Genomic DNA, 18,739 nt, shown 5'->3' with positions numbered 1-18,739 from the left:
GCCATTAATTTCTAGACAACTCCTTTCTTACTAAATTACTAATAAATTGCTTAACCTGATCTATTCATAAACCTTATCACTGTCATCCAAGAGAGATCTATTTTGCAACTAAGTTTAAGTTATATTTACGATTTCACTATTCCCTTTTTATGGAAATAGATCCCGTCGCGAAAGGGATGACAATTAGGAAACTTTAAGCTTAAAAGCTGATTCATGAATAATCCAAGTTAAGTAAATAGTTTCATTGCTACGGGGATGAGTTAAAATTTTATTTGGATAATATGGATTTTGGACATCGTCGCCATTAATATCTTTAATCAAAAAACATTTAGAATTGACCAGAAACCTAACCCCTAGGCAGAGAATCGGGGTATGTTTAATAATGATTTACCCATTGAATTAATGAACTAAGTGGTTCCTTTGCATCTAAACATTATCGGACATCCCATTAATTACAAGGGACTTATGCTTTACACTCATAAATAAAATTACAATCAATTTCAAATTCTTAGAGTAAAACCAAAATTCTTGTCCTAGACAAAAACCAACTTACAAATAAATAAAGCAGCAGCTATACCTGCAAAATCGGCAATTAATCCTATTGGAACGGCATGGCGTGTTTTTTTGATGTTTACCGCCCCGAAATAAACAGCTAAGACATAGAACGTAGTTTCGGTTGAACCGTAAATCGTCGATGCCAACCGGCCCACAAATGAATCCGGACCATGCGTATTCATCAACTCCGTAACAATTCCAAGTGTCCCGCTTCCGGAAAGAGGCCGCATGAATGCTGCCGGAAGTGTTTCGGCCGGGAATCCAACCAAATCTGTCAAAGGAGAAATCAAATTTGCAAAAATATCCATAGCCCCAGAAGCACGAAACATCCCTATTGCAACCAAGATAGCCACCAGGTAGGGAATAATAGTAACCGCTACTTTAAAGCCCTCTTTTGCACCTTCAACAAATTCTTCATAGACTTTTACTTTCTTAATAAATGCAAGAAGCGGAATTAAAAAAAGAAGAAGCGGAATCGCATATAGAGATACGTTATTTATAATATTACGGAATAGTTCACTCATGCCTGGCTCTCCTTTCCGGTTGCAATATTGCCATTATCCTTAATTTTGAAAATGGGAAAACGCTGAAAAAGTTTCGCCATAATAACAGCGGTTATGGTTGCAATCGTTGAGGCAAATATGGCTGTTCCGATAATATCCCACGGCGCTACCGATCCCATCTGAACCCGGATGGCAATGATACTCGTCGGGATTAATGTAATACTTGCGGTATTCAAACCAAGAAAAATTACCATGGTATTTGAAGCCGTATCTTTAAGGGGATTCAGTTTTTGCAGTTCTTCCATCGCCTTGATTCCGAATGGCGTTGCGGCATTCCCCAATCCCAGCCAATTGGCAGCAATATTCAAAATCATAGCACCCATAGCCGGATGCTCTGGAGGTATTTCGGGAAACAACCTATTGGTAACGGGCCGAATGGCCTTTGCCAGCAATTGAATAAGGCCGGCTTTTTCTCCGATCCTCATAATCCCAAGCCAAAATGCCATAACACCGATTAAACCTAAGGCAATATCCACCGCAACCCCAGCCATCTCGAATGCGGCTATAGTCACCTCTTTTAACTTTCCGTTGATAGCACCAACGACAAGCGATGTAACCATCAAAAATATCCAGACATAATTCAGCATGAATGCCTCCGTTTAGAGTTGTAAAATGAATAAAATAGCTATTCAGATCAAGTTATTATTTTTCGGTTTTATAGCAAGCATTTCATGGATTATTTTTAAGAAGGGGTGATTAATGATGTGAAATGATATGGATTTAAAGGTAGTTTAAAAGGGATTTTAGGCATAAAAAAAACGGGCAACATCATGAGAAGTTGCCCGCTCTATCCCCGAAATTTATTAATCATCGACACATTAGAAAAAAAATTAATAAAAAAATTTAGTACGATGTGAAATTATCCAATTAGATTTTTGGTATACCAAACCTTCAAATTTTAAATGAGTTTCGATGTCTCACACTAAAAAGTAGTTGCACAAAGAATGAATTTTTTGTATCATTTTAACTTTCTTACTTCAACAACAGCTTATTATTTTTTCAACTGTGGAGGAATCATGCAAGAATTAGTAGATCGAGTTAAAGCAATTCTTATCAGCCCTGTGGACACATGGCCAATCATTAAGAGCGAAGCCAAAAGTGAAAAGGAGATTTATACGGATTATGTAATGATCCTGGCTGCCATTCCAGTAATAGCACAATTCTTGGGTCGCTTATTTTCTGGCTTGGGCATGGGATTTTTTAGAGGGATTTTCTGGATGATTGTTGTTTATTTATTATCCATTGCAGGTGTTTTTATAACCTCAAAAATTGTTGATGCTTTGGCCCCAACATTTGATGGTAAGAAAAATAGCCTTAATTCTTTAAAGTTAGTTGCCTATTCTATGACTGCATTCTGGGTGATTGGCGTGGTTCACCTTATTCCGGGTTTATCCATTCTCAGCATTTTAGGACTGTATAGTATATATTTATTATATCTTGGATTACCTTATTTGATGGAATGCCCCGCAGAAAAAACATTGGTCTATACAGTTGCAATTGTGATCGTCGGTGTGATTGTGAATATGATTATTGCAGCTTTTGCTGCTTCAATCGTAGGTGTGTCGATGGTGGCAGGTCGTTACGGCTATTAAACTTTCTAATTAGCTTTCTTAGAATCCCGGTATGGAAGACGATTTTATGCCGGGATTTTTTTTAGAATTGAAATTGACAATAGGTTGAATTGCCATCAGGCAGACCGGCAAGTTCCCCGAGCATTGAAAGGGATTGAGTGCGAAAGGTTTCCAAACGATCTGCGGGTATCGGCTTCGTGGAATAGTTCTTTATTCGAAATGGATTTACAGGCCGGCCGTTTTCATAAAAAGAATAATGTAAATGCGGTCCCGTTGCCAAACCTGTAGAACCAACGTAACCTATCACCTGGCCCTGGGTTACTTTTACCCCTTTCTTGATTTTTTTGGCATATTTACTGAGGTGGCCATACAATGTCGAAAATTGTGAATAGGGATGTTTGATCTTTATATATCTTCCGACACCATACTTTTTAAATCCTGTTTCAATGACAACACCATCTGCGGATGCTTCAACCGGAGTGCCATAAGATGCCGCATAATCAACTCCAAGGTGGGGGCGCCTTCTTTTCAAGATCGGATGGTATCTTCGCAGTGAAAAATAGGATGATATTCTCCTATAATTGAGGGGGGACTTCAAAAAAGCCTTTTGAAAAGACTTTCCTTCCCAGTTATAATACCCCATTATACCAAAAGCATCTGTTCTTAAGAAGGATGTTAACGGTTTACCGTCCAGGCTATACTGTGCAGCCATTATATCGCCATACTGAATAAATTGATCATCCAGGTAAAAAGACTCGACGACAATTTTATAAGAATCCCCGGGCTGCGGGTCGGTGAAAAAATCAATGTCCCATTGAAATATATCCGTAAATTTATAGATTAATTCAACTGATCCGCCTTGCTCGATAACGGATTCATACAAAGTGGAATTAACCGTTCCACTGATCGATTCGGTTCGTTTTTCCATGGGTCGATGAACAACCCTGCTGATGAAATTCCCAAGACTGTCTTTTTCGATATGAAAAACAGTTAACAAATCCGGGTAGAAACGGTACGAAATTAGATTCCGGTTCAGGTCCTGTTCTATTTCATATTTCTGGCCTGGTTGAATTTTTCTCGAATTAGATAATTTGTTGAAGGCATCAATCGCCGGTTGAATATCTTCCCTGGCAATTTTATTCTTAAGAAATACATCCCATAAACTTTCACCGCGGTGAATCTTGCCCGATACAGTTTCAATTTCCAATAACTTTTTAGGGATAGGAATGATCAATCCGGCTTTGAGTACTTCCTGTTGCGGATTTTCTTCAGGCTGGTTAATAGGATATATGGAATATCCGACAGCTGCTAAAACCAAAATGTGAACCAGGACAATAATCAATTTTTTCTTCATTATGCAATAACCATTATCGTTGCAATTTCCATAGTTTTATTAATTTACGGATTGTTAATATATTTGTCAATACTTTAATATCAACTAAACTAAAATATGGTTCATCCTAATAATGCGTACTTTTTCAACATCTGCTATTAGCTATTTTTACAAAATCCAGAAAATAATTATGATTTTTAAAATAAGTTCGTACCATATCGCTGTTTTAATTCTTACTGTTTTTATTTCGATTTCAATCCTGTAGGGACACTATATTTGTAGCAATTCTATTGTTTTTTTGCAAAGTTTTGGTTGGCCAAGATAATACACACAGATCAACAAACAAATACGGCTTTTAAATAAAAACAATAATTTAGCCACGGATTCGCGCGGATAAAACACGGATACGCCAGTAGGCGCACAAGTTTTAATAAAGGGAGCTTTAAATTTCACTATTTGAACTTAAAACATTTCCACCAATTTCAAATTGAATGGTATGATTTTTATTTTTTTATTCTAAACGGATTTTATCCGTGTCAATCAGTGTAAATCCGTGGCTAAAATTGTTTTCATACAGCCCAATTCAGGTGGGTTAGAATAATCTTATTCATCACACGTATCCTGTCTAACCAAAAAAAATTCCATTGTTATTCGTTTTCCATTGCTAAAGTTTTTTGGATGTATTACATTAAGTTCCCTTTCTATAGTCATAATCGGATGTTCAAACCAATGTAGGAGAGCATCATGAAAACTAAAGCATTAGATCTTCTCGCGGGAAAAAGCTCAGATATAATTTCAATTCATTCTTCGGAAACTATTCATGAAGCCATTAAGAAGTTGGTCACTCACAATATTGGCGCTTTGCTGGTTGTGGATGATGACGATAAGCTTGTTGGGATTTTTACGGAACGGGATATTTTAAAAGAAAGCTCACGGCGGAGTGACCAGATAAAAAACACCAAAGTAGAATCTGCGATGACTACGGATTTAATTATTGGCCTTCCGGAAGATGATGTGGAATACTTAATGGGAATTATGACCAGCAATAAAATCCGTCACATTCCAATCATGGTTGGAGAAGAGATTAAAGGGATCATCTCGATCGGCGATCTTGTTAAAGCCGTATTAACCCATGTAAATAATGAAAACCGGTATTTAAAAGATTACATAATGGGAAAATATCCTGCCTAGCCGTTTTTAACTTCTCTAAGCTTGACATTTAATCTACGTTTTATTAACGTCAATCAGCTGCACAATTTCTGTGAAAATGCGATACGAAGATATCAATGCAGCCTAGAATAATTGAAGTGGTTTTTTAATATGGACTCAGAATAGTTGCTTTAGAATACAGATATGCCAGTACCTTCCCCGTTTCACTCCCGGACTTCTCCGCTTTGCAAAACACATGAATGGCGCAATTGGTCGGGCTATATTGCAGTAAGCGCCTATGAACCCACCCATGACCGGGAATATTTTGCCATCCGAAATGCTGCAGGCCTGATTGATGTTTCACCATTATTTAAATATGAAATCACCGGATCGGATGCTGCCAGACTCGTGGATCGAATTATTACACGAAATGCAATAAAATGCAAAATCGGGCAGGTCATGTACACCCCATGGTGCGACGAAGAAGGCAAAGTCATCGACGACGGCACCGTTTCCCGGTTAGCCGAAAATCATTTCCGAATTACATCTGCAGATCCTAGTTTGAGATGGTTTGAAGACTGTGGATTTGGCATGGATATACAGGTTAATGATGTAACGGAGGAGCTGGCCGCGTTGGCCCTGCAAGGTCCGAACTCAAGAGAAATTTTAAAACAGATTGTTAAAAATGTGGATTTGGATGGACTGAAGTTTTTTCATCTCACCCAGGTAAACTTCGATAATTTTCCGGTTACTATATCCAGAACAGGTTATACCGGCGACCTTGGTTATGAATTGTGGGTTTCTCCCAAGTACGCTGAAGAAATGTGGGATATTTTGATGGACAAAGGCGCAGACTATGGCATATTCCCGGCTGGTATGGTTGCACTGGATATTGTCAGGATTGAAGCCGGACTTTTATTGATCGAAGTCGATTATATCTCAAGCATGAAAGCATTGACCGAATTTCGCAAATCCTCGCCATTTGAATTGGGACTTGGCTGGACCGTGAAATTGAAAAAGAAAGATTTTATCGGGAAAACGCCTCTTGTGAAAGAAAGCAAACAGGGTTCGGGATGGAGTTTTGTCGGTCTAGAAATTCATTGGGAAAAATTAGAACAGCTTTATGCCGAGGCCGATCTTCCGCCCCTGGTTGCCGGCAGGGCTTCCCGTGATCCGCTCCCGGTATTTAAAAATGGCAAGCAAATCGGTCAAATGACCAGCAGTACTTTTTCTCCATTATTAAAAAAATATATCGCTATGGGATCCATTGAAAGTAAATATGCTATCCCGGGTTCCCAGGTCGAAATGGAAATTACGATCGAATTTCACCGGAAGCTAACGACGGCTACGATTGTTAAGACACCGTTTTTTGATCCACCACGGAAAAAAGCTTAGACAATTGAAGAAGAAATACGATGCCATTATCATTGGTGGCGGTCACAATGGCCTGGTGAATGCAGCTTACCTGGCGCGGGCCGGGAAGAAAGTATTAGTCTTGGAAAAGCGGCATTTGGTTGGGGGTGCAACCGTCACGGAAGAAATCTATCCCGGATTTAAATTCAGCGTCTTCTCCTATGTGGTGAGTTTGATGCGGCCGGAGATTATCCGGGATTTAAAACTTCCGGAACATGGATTGACAATTCTACCCCTGGAAAGCACGCTAACGCCTCTGCCCAATGGCGACTATATCTATCGAGATGCCGATCATTTTCGCACCATGCGGGATATTGCACGATTTTCAAAGCGGGACGCCGAAGCTTATGATGATTACAGTCGTGCCATGTATTTTATGGCTAAAGCAGTTAAATTTATTTTAGGAATTACACCACCGGATCCGACGTCGCTAAAACCAGTTGATTTAATGGGCTTACTTCGTTTCGGCAAACATTTTCTGAATCTAAGCGAAGAACATTTTTACACACTTGTTAAATTAATGACCATGAGCTCTGCGGATTTCCTGGAAGAATGGTTCGAAACCGATGCGTTGATCGCTACAATGGCGGCAAGTGGAATTATTGGAACATTCCTTGGGCCTAGATCGCCCGGAACCGCTTATGTGCTTCTCCATCACTACATGGGCGAGATCGATGGCAATTTCAGGGCGTGGGGTTTTGCAAAAGGTGGTACGGGTAGTATCGCGGAGGCCATTGCAAGCTCTGCTCAAGCGTTCGGGGTGGAAATTCATACCGAAGCAGAGGTAGCCGAAGTCGTTATTAAAAGCGGAAATGCAAAAGGTGTCATTTTAAGAAATGGCGACGAATTTTCTGCGGGTGTAGTTGTATCCAGTCTCGATCCAAACCGGACATTCTTGAAATTGATCGACTCCTCCTATTTACCGGACGACATGGCTGCTTCAATCCGAAAATTTACATACCGCGGTTCATCAGGAAAGGTCAATTTGGCGCTGGATGCTTTGCCTGATTTATCCTGTATGCCGGGAAACGGCTTGCACCTCAAAGGAGCCATCTCCATCAGTCCAAGTGTCGATTATCTTGAACGCGCTTACGACGATGCAAAATACGGCAATTTTTCGAAGAAGCCTTATATCGACATAATCATTCCCTCGATGATCGATCCCGGTATGGCGCCTCCTGGAAAACATGTGATGTCTTGCTTCGTTCAATATGCACCCTACCAACTTGCCGAAGGAACCTGGCAAGAAAAAAGAGAAGATTTTGGCGATGCCGTTGTGAATACACTTTCCGAATATATGCCCAATTTAAGAAAAATCATCTTACATCGCCAGGTAATAACACCCTGGGATATCGAGCAAATTATTGGGCTGTCCCAGGGAAACATATTTGCCGGTGAACTTTCACTGTCCCAGCTTTTTTTCTTACGTCCTGCTCATGGATTGGCCCAGTATAAAACACCCATAAAAAATTATTACCAGTGCGGTTCCGGAACGCACCCAGGCGGTGGTATTACCGGGGCGCCGGGCAAGCTTGCAGCGGAAATCATCTTGAAGGATATGAAATAGGATACCTTGTGAATTTAGTGCAGACTAGTTAATGAGTAATTATGATGTAATTATAATCGGCGGCGGACACAATGGCCTGGTAGCTGCGGCCACCCTGGCAAAAGCGGGACAAAAAGTGCTGGTCGTGGAACGACGTTATACTTTAGGCGGCTCTGCAGCAACAGAGGAGGTTTGGCCAGGGTTTAAAGTAAATACCGGCGCTGTCGATGCCGGTTTGTTTCACCCTAAAATCATTGAGGATTTAGATTTAAAGCGCTTTGGATTTGAGTTTATTGAAACACCCATCAATTTGATCTCTTTACAAAAAAATGGCGCACACCTGGTACTCTGGCATGAGATCGAAAGGAGCCTCACCGAAATCGCTAATTTTTCCAAAAAGGATGCTGAGAAATTCCCGGGATTCATCGAACTCATTTCAAAATTTACCCGGATTCTAAATGGTATCAATTTCATGACGCCTCCGGATGTAGTCAATAGTAGCTTTACGGAACTGCTGCCGTGGCTAAAAACTTCTCTGCGCTTAAAACGCCTGGGAAAATCTGAAATGATGGAATTCCTGCGCGTTCTTCCCATGACGGCGCAGCAGTTTCTGGATGAATGGTTCGAAAGCGATGCACTAAAGGGAGCGCTTGCCAGTTCCGCAGTAAAAGGAAGCATGCAAGGACCACAGGCATCCGGCACTTCTTTTATGATGTTGTATCACTGGCTGCAAACACAAAATGGCTGCCTGCAGCCCAACAAATTCGTTCGCGGCGGTATCGGGATATTATCCTCGGCGCTGGCTAAAGCTGCCGAATCGTATGGAGTGGAAATACGAACCGACGCAGAGGTTGAGGTTATCTTAACGGATGATAGTCAGGCGCATGGAATCGTTCTATCGGATGGAATCGAAGTTCGGTCGAAAAAAATAGTTTCGAGTGCAGATCCCTATCGAACCTTCATAAATTTGGTTGGGGCGCCGAATTTTGGCCCGCAGTTTGTCAGAAAAGTTCGCAATATCCGTTTTCGCGGTTCAACCGCAAAACTAAATCTTGCCCTGAATGACTTACCCCAATTCAAAGGGATGGAGGACAACCCGGAATATCTTCGTGGACATATCTTGTTAAATCCCAGTCTGGAATACCTGGAAAAAGGTTACGATGATGCCAAGTACGGAAGTTTTTCCCACAACCCGGTTTTAGATATTGTAATTCCAACTGTATTGGATTCATCCCTGGCTCCGGAGAGTAAACATATTATGTCCATCACGATGCAGTATGCGCCTTATAATCTCAGGGAAACCAATTGGGCTGAAATGGGCGATAAACTCACCGACAGAATCATCGAAGTCATCTCCGAATATGCCCCCAAATTAAAAGACATCATTTTACACAAACAAATGATCACTCCGCTAGATTTGGAAACTGAGTACGGCTTAACGGAAGGCAGTATTTACCACGGTCAAATGGGACTGGATCAACTGCTCTTTATGCGGCCGGTTGCCGGTTTCGGCCAATACCGCACCCCGATAAAAAACCTTTACTTATGCGGATCCGGGACTCATCCCGGTGGTGGCGTTACTGGAATTCCCGGGTTTAACGCTGCCAGGGAAGTTCTTAAGGATAAATAACTAAAGGATGTATCATCCTGAGATAGAGTTGAAGGGTGAAACATCAAAACGTGAAGAAACAGAAACGGTGAAAGGGAGATGGGGTGAATCGGAGAAACAGCTTTTATAAATAGATAGCTGCATTTGGATATTTTGGGAGTCGAGCATCTTTTCGATACGCGATAACTAAACGATATGCAAAGTTTAAGCTTCATTAAATCGCTATTCAGGATCCTCCTTTTGAAAAGTTTCCATTTAATGAATTCGTTAATTCCTATTTCGCGGCGGAGTACAACTCCTCCTCGAGCAGTCTGTTTAACTCAATAAAGAAATGTAACAAGATTCCCGATAATCCCGCCCAGCAGGCGGGACGGGAATGACAGTTTTATAAATAAGTGACAAAAATTTATGAATAGATCAGGTTAATCATGGTTCAGACATTTAATGAACTTCCACATTTTTCTTTGGATTTAATATTTATATTTTTCACGTTTGCCGTTTGCCGTTTGCCGTTTGCCGTTTGCCGTCTCACGTTTACTAAACCCACCCTCTCACCTTGCAAGCTTCAGCTACCCTTGAAACAGCAACCATATAAGCGGCAACTCGCATATTGACTTTGTGCTTTTTATACATGTCGTATACAGCATTAAAGGCTTTGGTTATTTTGGTATCCAACATCTTGTGGATGTCTTCCAGTTCCCAATAAAAATTATAGCTGTTTTGAACCTGCTCAAAATAAGAAACAGTAACACCGCCAGCGTTTGCTAGTAAATCAGGCAAGACAAATACGTCATTTTTAAAGAGAATTTCATCCGCTTCCGGGGTTGTTGGTCCATTTGCAAGTTCGCAAGTAATTTTTGCTTTAATGCGTTCCGCGTTTGCAGAAGTGATTACGTTTTCCAGTGCCGCTGGATAGAGAATATCGACATTCAACTCAAGGAGGTCATCATTTGAAATAGGCTCGGAACCTGGGAATCCGGATACTTTGCCATTGTTTAACTTATAGTCAACCATTTCCTGAGGATCGAAGCCCTCGGGATTAAAGACACCGCCGGTTGAATCCGAAACCGCGACCAATTTCCCGCCGCCAAGAATTTCTTTATGCAGTGTTGCGGCAAATTGACCGGCATTGCCAAAACCTTGAACAGCGTATTTCGCCTTTGCCGGATCGATACCTTTAATCTTACTGGCTTCTCTAACGATATATACTCCGCCGCGAGCAGTTGCATCCATACGGCCCTGGGAGCCGCCCACCGAAATCGGTTTGCCGGTAATCACACCAGGGTGATTCTCTTTTTCGATGGTTTCATACTCATCCATCATCCATGCCATGATCTGAGGTGTGGTATATACATCCGGCGCCGGAACGTCTTTGGTAACGCCTAGGATCCGGCCAACCTGGCGAATGTAAGCCCTGGCAAGTTTTTCTTTTTCCGTTTCCGACATTTCTTTAGGATTACAAGTCACTCCGCCTTTAGCGCCGCCAAGAGGAATATCCACAACGGCTGTTTTCCAGGTCATCCACGCAGCGAGTGCACGAACCGTATCAATCGTCTCGTCAGGATGCCAGCGTAAACCACCTTTCGTTGGTCCTCTTGAATTGTTATATTGTACCCTATATCCATGAAATACCTTAACAGTGCCATCATCCATCCTTACCGGCAATGTTACTTTGAATTCTCTCATCGGCCATCGTAAAAATTCTTGCGTGCCCTTGTCCAACCCCAATCTTTCTGCTGCTTCATCTAGTTGTTTTTGAGCAATTGCAAAGGGATTTAAAGTTTCTCCACTTGACATTTTCTTTATCCTTTCGTAAAGAGACCCTACTTTTTATTGACTACATAATGAATCTATATCCTTTGAACCCAGGTTCAAGAAAATTCAACATACTACGATTTGTGTTGTAATTATAATATATTATACCTTTGAATTATTGGATTTAAGGCTGAATTCATGATACTTTTTTTTAAGTTCAATTTTCAAAAAACTAATGAGTATTGATTGGAGAACCCTGGTGGGTAGATTGCTTTTAAGGTCTCTTTCGTTTTTCTGCAGCGCTCTTTTGGCTAGTTCAGTTTTCGGCCTTGAACGCAAATACCAACCGGTAATTCTAACCGGAAACCATTTTGTTGAAATGATCGGGATACCCATTGACAACCTGGTACTAATGAATTACAAAAGCGCTTCAAACAGTTGGCATGGTATTCCGTTTCAAATTGATCAAATCACAGACGGATCTTATTTTGGGTTTCATTCAGGTATTCTCTCGGAGCCGGATGAATTGGTTTTTTTAGCAAAAGATTTAGCGGATGAAGCGCCGGATTCCAGCTGGCCAAATTTAAATAATACGACGATAGCCGGACGTTATAAAATCGAGATGGAAGATCCATTAACAAATAGTAATGAAGAAAAAGGGGTGATATATTTAGTTTTAGTATTGGATCCCCTTTCACTCTCAATCCAGGATTTCGTATCGCCTGACCAGACCAATGACAGAATCGTCTCACGGTTTTTTGAAATGGGATTCAACCAAGACAACGGCTTGCCTGAGGATTTGCAGATCACCCAGGATAATGGCGGAGACAACCTGGATTTTCTGGATCGACTTAAAATACATATCGCCGGCCAAGTCAATCTTGCTGGGTTTGGAAATATTCCCATTAATCTTGATGAGGAATCCGGGATTGTGAAATTTGATAGTTCAGGTTTCGAAAATCCCAGGTATTTGGACGGACCGGTTCGCGTCATTCGCGATCTTTTCATCACATTGCAAATCCCATTAGGAGGATTTGGCAATATTCCCTTGCCAGGGATTTTTGGATTCAGAATGCAATTTTTCCCCTATTCAATGGTGATCAAATTAGAAAACCTGGATTTCAGTATTTTATCCGATTTAAACGGACAGTTAAATTCAATCCGCGTTTCATTCGATCATAATATCCATGCTACCGGTATGACTTTTTTGAATGCATCCAATACATTAACCATTGACGGCAATGTGGATAGTAACGTTGATTTATCTCTTTCTGTGCCTGGATTTAACTGGAATATGGCAACCGGTAATCCGGGTAGCATTTTTACGAATATCTTTGTTCCTGCTTTAGGTGATGAACAGCTTCTCTATTACCACGATGATAAAAATGGCGGCAGTGCTGACGAAACTGATGATAGCGGGGATGGCGTTTCTTATGGAGATGCAGGTTTTATGGCTCGGGGGTCTATTACTTCTGGTTCATTCGATTTATTTTCAACTTCATATTTTCTGCCCGCAAATCAAACCAGAATGCAAGCTGAGCAACTTTTTGCCTGGGAACAAAATCCACTTCAGCTTACACAAACCGTTTATGAAACCCAAACAACCGATGTAACAAATGAGCCTATTCCGGTTCGGTTTTTTTTATTGAAGGTCTACCCCAATCCTTATTTATTGCGGGACAGCACCGCGCTAACGCTGCAATTCAGTTTGATCGAAAGAGATGAAATAACTCTATCATTGGTGAATGCCTTAGGACAGATCATCGCACAAAAGGAATCCAAGTCTCTTTCTATCGGCAAGCACCAAATAGATTGGGATCTTCGGCAACTCACTGAAATTAGTCTTCCAACAGGTTTATATTGGATTGTGGCCCAGGGACAATCTTCCAGGCAGACTCAAAAGATACTCCTTTTGCGGTGAGTTTTCTTTCAAAATCTAAAACCATTTTTTGAATTTGATAAAGCTTATCAGGAACTGTTTACTTATAACGAGAGTTTCTTTTTCAAAATCTAAACCGAAATCCCGTTATTAACACGAAGGAGATAAATTGACACAATCCCGGAAAACCTATTTTTCAATTTTTATTTTCCTCTTCGTGTCCTTTGTGCTAAATATTCAGTGCAGTGTCGATCACGGCCTAAATCCCTTACAAGGGAGGATCAAAGGCAAGATCATATTTCAAAACCGTACTAACGATGTGCTCAACAAAACCGATGAAATTCGAGTTGCTGTGGCCAAATCTTTTCCACCGACTGAATTTACGGAATTAATAACAACCGGTCCCTTGCCCAAATGGGAAGGGGATACCATCCATTACGAGCTGGTTGTTCCATTTGGCACATACAATATTCTTGGCGTTGTTTGGAAGGGTAAATCGGCTCCCTGGAATCTTTCCGATATCCTGGGTTATTACCGTGAAGGTTTGGATTTGCTGCCGACTCCCATTGAAGTGACAAAGGAAAAGCCAACCGTTGAACCAATCGATCTTTATGCTGATTTCAAACTCGTTATTCGGGAAGCCCTGGTTACAGGAACGATTTTTTATGAAGGCGACTGGCCTGAAGAGACGGAAATTACCGGAATAGGCGCCTTTAAAGAACCGCCAAATCCAAACAACATTTTTTCGCTTCTAAGCGTCTCATCAGCAAAAATTGGCATCCCGATTTTCGTTTCATCTTACAATTACAATTTACCCATTGGCGCCGGTGTTTATAAATACATCGGGTTATTTTGGAAAGCAAAGAATAAACCGTTCACCGACCTCCGTTACCTGGGTTTTTATGCAGATCCGGGTTCCCCGGATTTGCCTGGAACAATTACTGTCGCCAAAGGAGATACGCTTCGCAATATTGATATGAATATCAATTTTAACACCATAGAATTTTGATGGAAAAATTAAATCTAAAAACAATCGTTTTCTCTTGCTGTTTTTTAATGCTGGCTACCACCTTTGCTTTTGCCCAAGGTACCATCCAGGGTAAAGTGATCTCCAATAAGGATGGAAAACCATTAGCCTCAGTGAATGTTTTTATCGAAAACAGTACACTAGGAGTGACAACAGATGGCAAAGGATTGTTTACGATTTTTAATGTTCCTGCGGGCGTCTGGAGTTTGAAGGCTTCGTTCATTGGTTTTCAAAGTGGACAGAGTGCCATTGAAGTAGAACAGGATCAGGTCATTTCTGTAGAATTTGTATTACAAGAAGATATCCTGGAAATGAACCCGGTGGTTGTCATCGCGAGCAAAAAGGAACAGGATCTCCTTCTAGCACCTGTGAGTGTTGGTGTGATTACAGCCAGGGAAATCGCACAAAAAGCGATTTACTCGATTAATGATGCGTTAACCTATGTGCCTGGAACCGTCTTCATTGGCAACCAGGTCAATATTCGCAATTCATCCGGTTTTATGTATGGCGCCGGCACCCGAATCCTGGCACTGATAGACGGCATTCCCATCAACGCCAGCGATACCGGTGAAATCAATTGGGATTTAATTCCCTTAATCGATGTTGATCACATCGAAGTGATTAAAGGCGCAGGATCGTTTCTTTATGGCGCTAATGCCCTGGGCGGCGTCATTAATATCATTACGAAAAAACCAAGTCAAAAAGGAAAACTAATCATTCAAACGTCGGCAGGAATTTATGATGATCCCTATCATAAAGAATGGCGATGGACGGACCGCACCCGGCACTTTAACAGGCAGGATATCAGCTATTCGAAGCAATTCGGGAAAATTGGCTTGCAGGTCTCACTAAGGCGAGATGAAAATACCGGCTACAAAGAAAACGGATACCACCATCGTGTGATCGGCTCGGCGAAAATCCACTATGCATTTAATTCGAATTCCAATCTAACAATTTATGGTTCGCTAATGCGTGATCGCCGCGGTGAATTTATCATGTGGAAAGATCAAGCAAACGTTTTATTGACACCAAATGAAGATGCCGCGACAGAACTGGCTAAAATTAACCAGGGGCAGTTTTATGTAATCTTTCAACATACCCACTCAGCAAAACTCTCCAGCAAAATTCGATTTTCCCTGAATGAATTATTACTGGGTAATAAATTCGACAAACCGGACGAATTCTTCCCGGCGATTGGACCCGGAATGGAATGGTCGGGAATTTGGATCCCGTCGAAGAACCACACGATTACGGCGGGGTTGGAATACAAAGCGGATAAAGCACATATCATCCATATCGGAAAACACGAAGCTTACACCATAGGACCTTACATTCAACACGAATTCATACCAATCACCGCACTGACTGTTACTTCAGGCTTCCGCTATGATTATTATCAACTCGACGATCGTCCGGCCGAAAAAACATTTTCACCAAGGATTGGACTTAATTATTTGGTCAATCCCGACTGGTCGTTGCGCGCTTCAGCTGGTAAAGGATTCAGGCCACCGGCCATTATTGAGCGTTTTCTCAATCTGAGTTATGCCGGTTTCGAATTGCTCCCCAACCCGGAACTAAAGTCAGAGCGTGCCTGGTCATTTGAACTTGGCAGCCGCTTCCATCTAACCAATACTTGGGTTGGTGATATTGCAGTTTTTCAAAATGATTATTGGGATTTGATCGAGCCAACAATCGATATTACCTCAAACTCGGTGCAGTTTCTGAATATCGCCAGGCCGCGGATCCAAGGTATAGAACTATCCAGTAAACTGTCATTTTGGAATAACCACATTGGTTTAGATGCAAGTGCAACCATCATGGACCATGAAGATTTGACAACAGGAAAATATTTATTCTATCGGCCGCGGAAAATCCTGAAGTTCATCCCTTCATTTAAGTGGGGTAATTTCGATGTTCAGCTCGAGTACCAATACATGAGTCGATCCGACCGGGTACAGGTCTTTCCCCTGGATGATCGTGTTCCCATGCGTCTATGGAATATGAAAATGAATTATCAATGGGATTTCATTCGCTTTACCGGCGGGATTCATAACCTGTTCAACTACAATTATACAACCCGTGAGCGCTTTTTAGAACCGATTCGGAATGTGAGGTTGGGATTTCAGCTTGAGTTGTGATATGTAAATAATCAAAAAAAGGCCTTTTATTTTCTGATTCCCAAATAATAAAATCAGCGTAATCTTAAAATCCGGTGAATCAGTAGTTTAGACTCTATTTTTCACCAACACTCTCCCCGGTAACCTCCCTGTATGCTCTCCCTCAAAAATCACAAACTCGCCATTCACCATTACATAAGGAATGCCGATTGGATATTGCTTAGGATTTTCGAATGTCGCCTGGTCTGCGACAGTGTCCGGATCGAAAATGACTAAATCAGCAAAGGCGCCTACTTTCAGAAAACCGCGATCTATTATTCCTAACATTGAAGCGGGAAACGAAGTCATTTTACGAATGGCTTCTTCAAGAGGGAAAAGCTTTTCGTCGCGTGCGTATTTGCCGAGAATTCTCGGGAAAGCACCAAAATTCCTCGGATGTGGATGTCCGGAGCTCAAAGGACCTTCGATCGATCTGGCGCTGCCATCGGAAGCGATTGCAACCAAAGGATGTTTAAGGATCTTTTGTGTGTTCTCTTCACTCATGCCAAATCCACACATTCCAACACGATTTTCTTCTTCTACTATTAAATCTCGCGTGCATTCGAAGATGTTTTCACCCATCTTTTGCGCGATCTCGGTCATGCGTTTGCCCAGCATCCAAAGATTCTTTTCCAATTGCACACTGCTGATCATCACCGCTTGCCAATTTCCAAGCCGGTCGATTTTATTCTGTATATCCACCCGAATTTTTTTGAATTGTTCCTCATCCTGCAAGCGTTCGAGAAATTTTTTTGTACCGCCCTCCCTGCTCCACAACGGAAACAACGAAGATAAACCTGTGCTGTAAGCTTCATAGGGGTAGCGATCCGCTGCGATTCTCATGCCGGAATTTCGGGCATCTTCCAGCATCTGCAGTATTTTGTCTGCCCGATGCCAATTCCGCTGACCCTGTGCTTTTAGATGAGAGACCTGCAATCCGGTTCCGGCGGACCTGGCAATGGTTATGGCTTCCTGCAAAGCCTCTTCGACTTCATCGTCTTCGTTGCGCATGTGTGTGGCATACAAAGGCGCCTTTTTTTTGAACACCGCACAAACCCGGGCGATTTCATCTGCGTTAGCGAAGCTTCCTGGTGTGTATTCCAACCCGGATGAGATACCCCAGATACCCTGATCGATGCATTCCAGGGCGATCCGCCGCATCTCTTTAACTTCATCTTCAGTAGCGGGTCTGTCATTCAAACCAACGACATAACCACGCAGGGTACCCTGGCCCAACATTGTCATCCAGTTTACTGCTGTTCCGCCTTGCTGCAATTGCTTGTAAAAGCCGTTAAAATCGGTCCAGGTGATGGGAACACCATAATCAGATATGGACCTTTCATGTTGTTTCTGCCGATCCTCCTCTTTTAACGGCGCCACTGAACTGCCATCTTGACCTACCATTTCCGTGGTAACGCCTTGCCGAATTTTGCTTTGAGCTTTGGGATCGATGAGTAATTCGTTATCCGTATGAGAATGAATATCGATAAACCCGGGAGCCAGGGCATAACCGCTTGCAGACAGAAGAGTTGCAGCGCTTCGTCCTGACAATTGTCCCATTGCCGAAATCTTGCCATTCTTGATGCCGATATCCATTTCGATCGAAGGATTCCCTAATCCATCAAAAACAAAAGCGTCTTTGATAATAGTATCGAATTCTTTTTTTGAGTTACATCCCCCGATGTGGAAAAAACCAAATCCTATTGTCAAACCACCAATACCCATACCGGATTTTTTGATAAACTCACGGCGGGAAGTATTGTTTTGAATATTCATTATAATTTAAAGAAATAAAATGATTAGCTAAAGTCAATGTCACTTTGGCTGCGAATAGGATGAAAAAATATTAACGATGGAAGAAGAATTCTAAGTCACTTTGTCATTAATTAGTGTCTGAACGAAAAGCACCCATTCTGTCATTCCCGCATGCTTACCCGTTAAAAACGTACGGCACAAGTTTAGCGGGAATCTACCTGCTTGAAACGATTAGATTCCGGCTCAAGCTTGTCCCTGGGTTTTATGATCAGAATTTGACACGTTATTTTGCAATCATTCCACTTAGTGGTCTGTTTCATAAATTAGGTGACGTATTTTTAAACGGAGCTATAAGCTGTAGTAATTTGTTTATCTCAATTACCCCTCCTAACCTCCCCTTATCAAGGGGAGGAATTTCCCCTCCTTGT

At 41.7% G+C, this 18,739-nt stretch carries 13 protein-coding genes; 8 read left to right on the top strand and 5 right to left on the bottom strand.

Annotation, left to right across the window (positions count from 1 at the left end; translation table 11 throughout):
- Positions 1 to 533: 533 nt before the first annotated feature.
- Together IIC38_06575 and IIC38_06570 are read right to left on the bottom strand one after the other, a co-directional pair.
- The gene (locus tag IIC38_06575; GenBank protein ID MCH8125609.1) at positions 534 to 1,079 is read right to left on the bottom strand and encodes a spore maturation protein; all 546 of its coding nucleotides are present in this window, start codon (positions 1,077 to 1,079) and stop codon (positions 534 to 536) included.
- Positions 1,076 to 1,705 carry a nucleoside recognition protein gene (locus tag IIC38_06570; GenBank protein MCH8125608.1) on the bottom strand — a complete coding sequence of 210 codons (630 nt, stop codon included), beginning with the start codon at positions 1,703 to 1,705 and terminating at the stop codon, positions 1,076 to 1,078. The genes IIC38_06575 and IIC38_06570 overlap by 4 nt, the downstream gene beginning before the upstream one ends.
- Positions 1,706 to 2,134: 429 nt before the next feature.
- On the opposite strand from IIC38_06570, the gene IIC38_06565 reads away from it, so the two are divergent.
- Complete coding sequence (locus IIC38_06565) at positions 2,135 to 2,710, top strand: YIP1 family protein (protein ID MCH8125607.1); 576 nt, start codon at positions 2,135 to 2,137, stop codon at positions 2,708 to 2,710.
- 61 nt (positions 2,711 to 2,771) lie between these two features.
- On the opposite strand, the gene IIC38_06560 is transcribed toward IIC38_06565, so the two are convergent.
- Positions 2,772 to 4,043, bottom strand: a complete 1,272-nt coding sequence (locus IIC38_06560; protein ID MCH8125606.1) for a LysM peptidoglycan-binding domain-containing M23 family metallopeptidase — start codon at positions 4,041 to 4,043, stop codon at positions 2,772 to 2,774.
- Positions 4,044 to 4,766: 723 nt separating this feature from the next.
- Between IIC38_06560 and IIC38_06555 the strand changes: the two genes are divergently transcribed.
- The 4 genes from IIC38_06555 (at position 4,767) to IIC38_06540 (ending at position 9,760) form a co-directional block, all read left to right on the top strand.
- Positions 4,767 to 5,213 carry a CBS domain-containing protein gene (locus IIC38_06555; protein ID MCH8125605.1) on the top strand — a complete coding sequence of 149 codons (447 nt, stop codon included), beginning with the start codon at positions 4,767 to 4,769 and terminating at the stop codon, positions 5,211 to 5,213.
- 162 nt (positions 5,214 to 5,375) lie between these two features.
- Positions 5,376 to 6,566 (top strand): aminomethyl transferase family protein, encoded by a 1,191-nt coding sequence (locus tag IIC38_06550; protein ID MCH8125604.1) that lies wholly within the window; start codon positions 5,376 to 5,378, stop codon positions 6,564 to 6,566.
- A 4-nt stretch (positions 6,567 to 6,570) separates the two neighbouring features.
- On the top strand, positions 6,571 to 8,151 hold the full coding sequence (locus IIC38_06545) for an NAD(P)/FAD-dependent oxidoreductase (GenBank protein MCH8125603.1): 1,581 nt from the start codon (positions 6,571 to 6,573) through the stop codon (positions 8,149 to 8,151).
- A 31-nt stretch (positions 8,152 to 8,182) separates the two neighbouring features.
- A complete protein-coding gene (locus tag IIC38_06540) occupies positions 8,183 to 9,760 on the top strand; it encodes an NAD(P)/FAD-dependent oxidoreductase (GenBank protein ID MCH8125602.1) in 1,578 nt (525 codons plus the stop codon).
- A 516-nt stretch (positions 9,761 to 10,276) separates the two neighbouring features.
- On the opposite strand, the gene IIC38_06535 is transcribed toward IIC38_06540, so the two are convergent.
- Positions 10,277 to 11,536 carry a Glu/Leu/Phe/Val dehydrogenase gene (locus IIC38_06535; protein ID MCH8125601.1) on the bottom strand — a complete coding sequence of 420 codons (1,260 nt, stop codon included), beginning with the start codon at positions 11,534 to 11,536 and terminating at the stop codon, positions 10,277 to 10,279.
- A 217-nt stretch (positions 11,537 to 11,753) separates the two neighbouring features.
- Here IIC38_06535 and IIC38_06530 point away from each other — a divergent pair, with 217 nt between their 5' ends.
- The 3 genes from IIC38_06530 to IIC38_06520 all read left to right on the top strand — a co-directional run bounded on the left by IIC38_06530 (position 11,754) and on the right by IIC38_06520 (position 16,538).
- Positions 11,754 to 13,415 (top strand): T9SS type A sorting domain-containing protein, encoded by a 1,662-nt coding sequence (locus IIC38_06530; GenBank protein MCH8125600.1) that lies wholly within the window; start codon positions 11,754 to 11,756, stop codon positions 13,413 to 13,415.
- Between the two features lie 127 nt (positions 13,416 to 13,542).
- Complete coding sequence (locus IIC38_06525; GenBank protein ID MCH8125599.1) at positions 13,543 to 14,382, top strand: hypothetical protein; 840 nt, start codon at positions 13,543 to 13,545, stop codon at positions 14,380 to 14,382.
- A 47-nt stretch (positions 14,383 to 14,429) separates the two neighbouring features.
- Positions 14,430 to 16,538 (top strand): TonB-dependent receptor, encoded by a 2,109-nt coding sequence (locus IIC38_06520; GenBank protein ID MCH8125598.1) that lies wholly within the window; start codon positions 14,430 to 14,432, stop codon positions 16,536 to 16,538.
- Positions 16,539 to 16,625: 87 nt separating this feature from the next.
- Here IIC38_06520 and IIC38_06515 read toward each other — a convergent pair whose 3' ends face one another.
- The gene (locus IIC38_06515; GenBank protein MCH8125597.1) at positions 16,626 to 18,332 is read right to left on the bottom strand and encodes a D-aminoacylase; all 1,707 of its coding nucleotides are present in this window, start codon (positions 18,330 to 18,332) and stop codon (positions 16,626 to 16,628) included.
- Between the last annotated feature and the right edge of the window lie 407 nt (positions 18,333 to 18,739).

This window comes from candidate division KSB1 bacterium, assembly GCA_022566355.1.
Lineage (GTDB): Bacteria > Zhuqueibacterota > JdFR-76 > JdFR-76 > DREG01 > JADFJB01.
The sequence above is the reverse complement of the archived record's forward strand: the minus strand, read 5'-3'. Positions and strand labels throughout refer to the sequence as shown.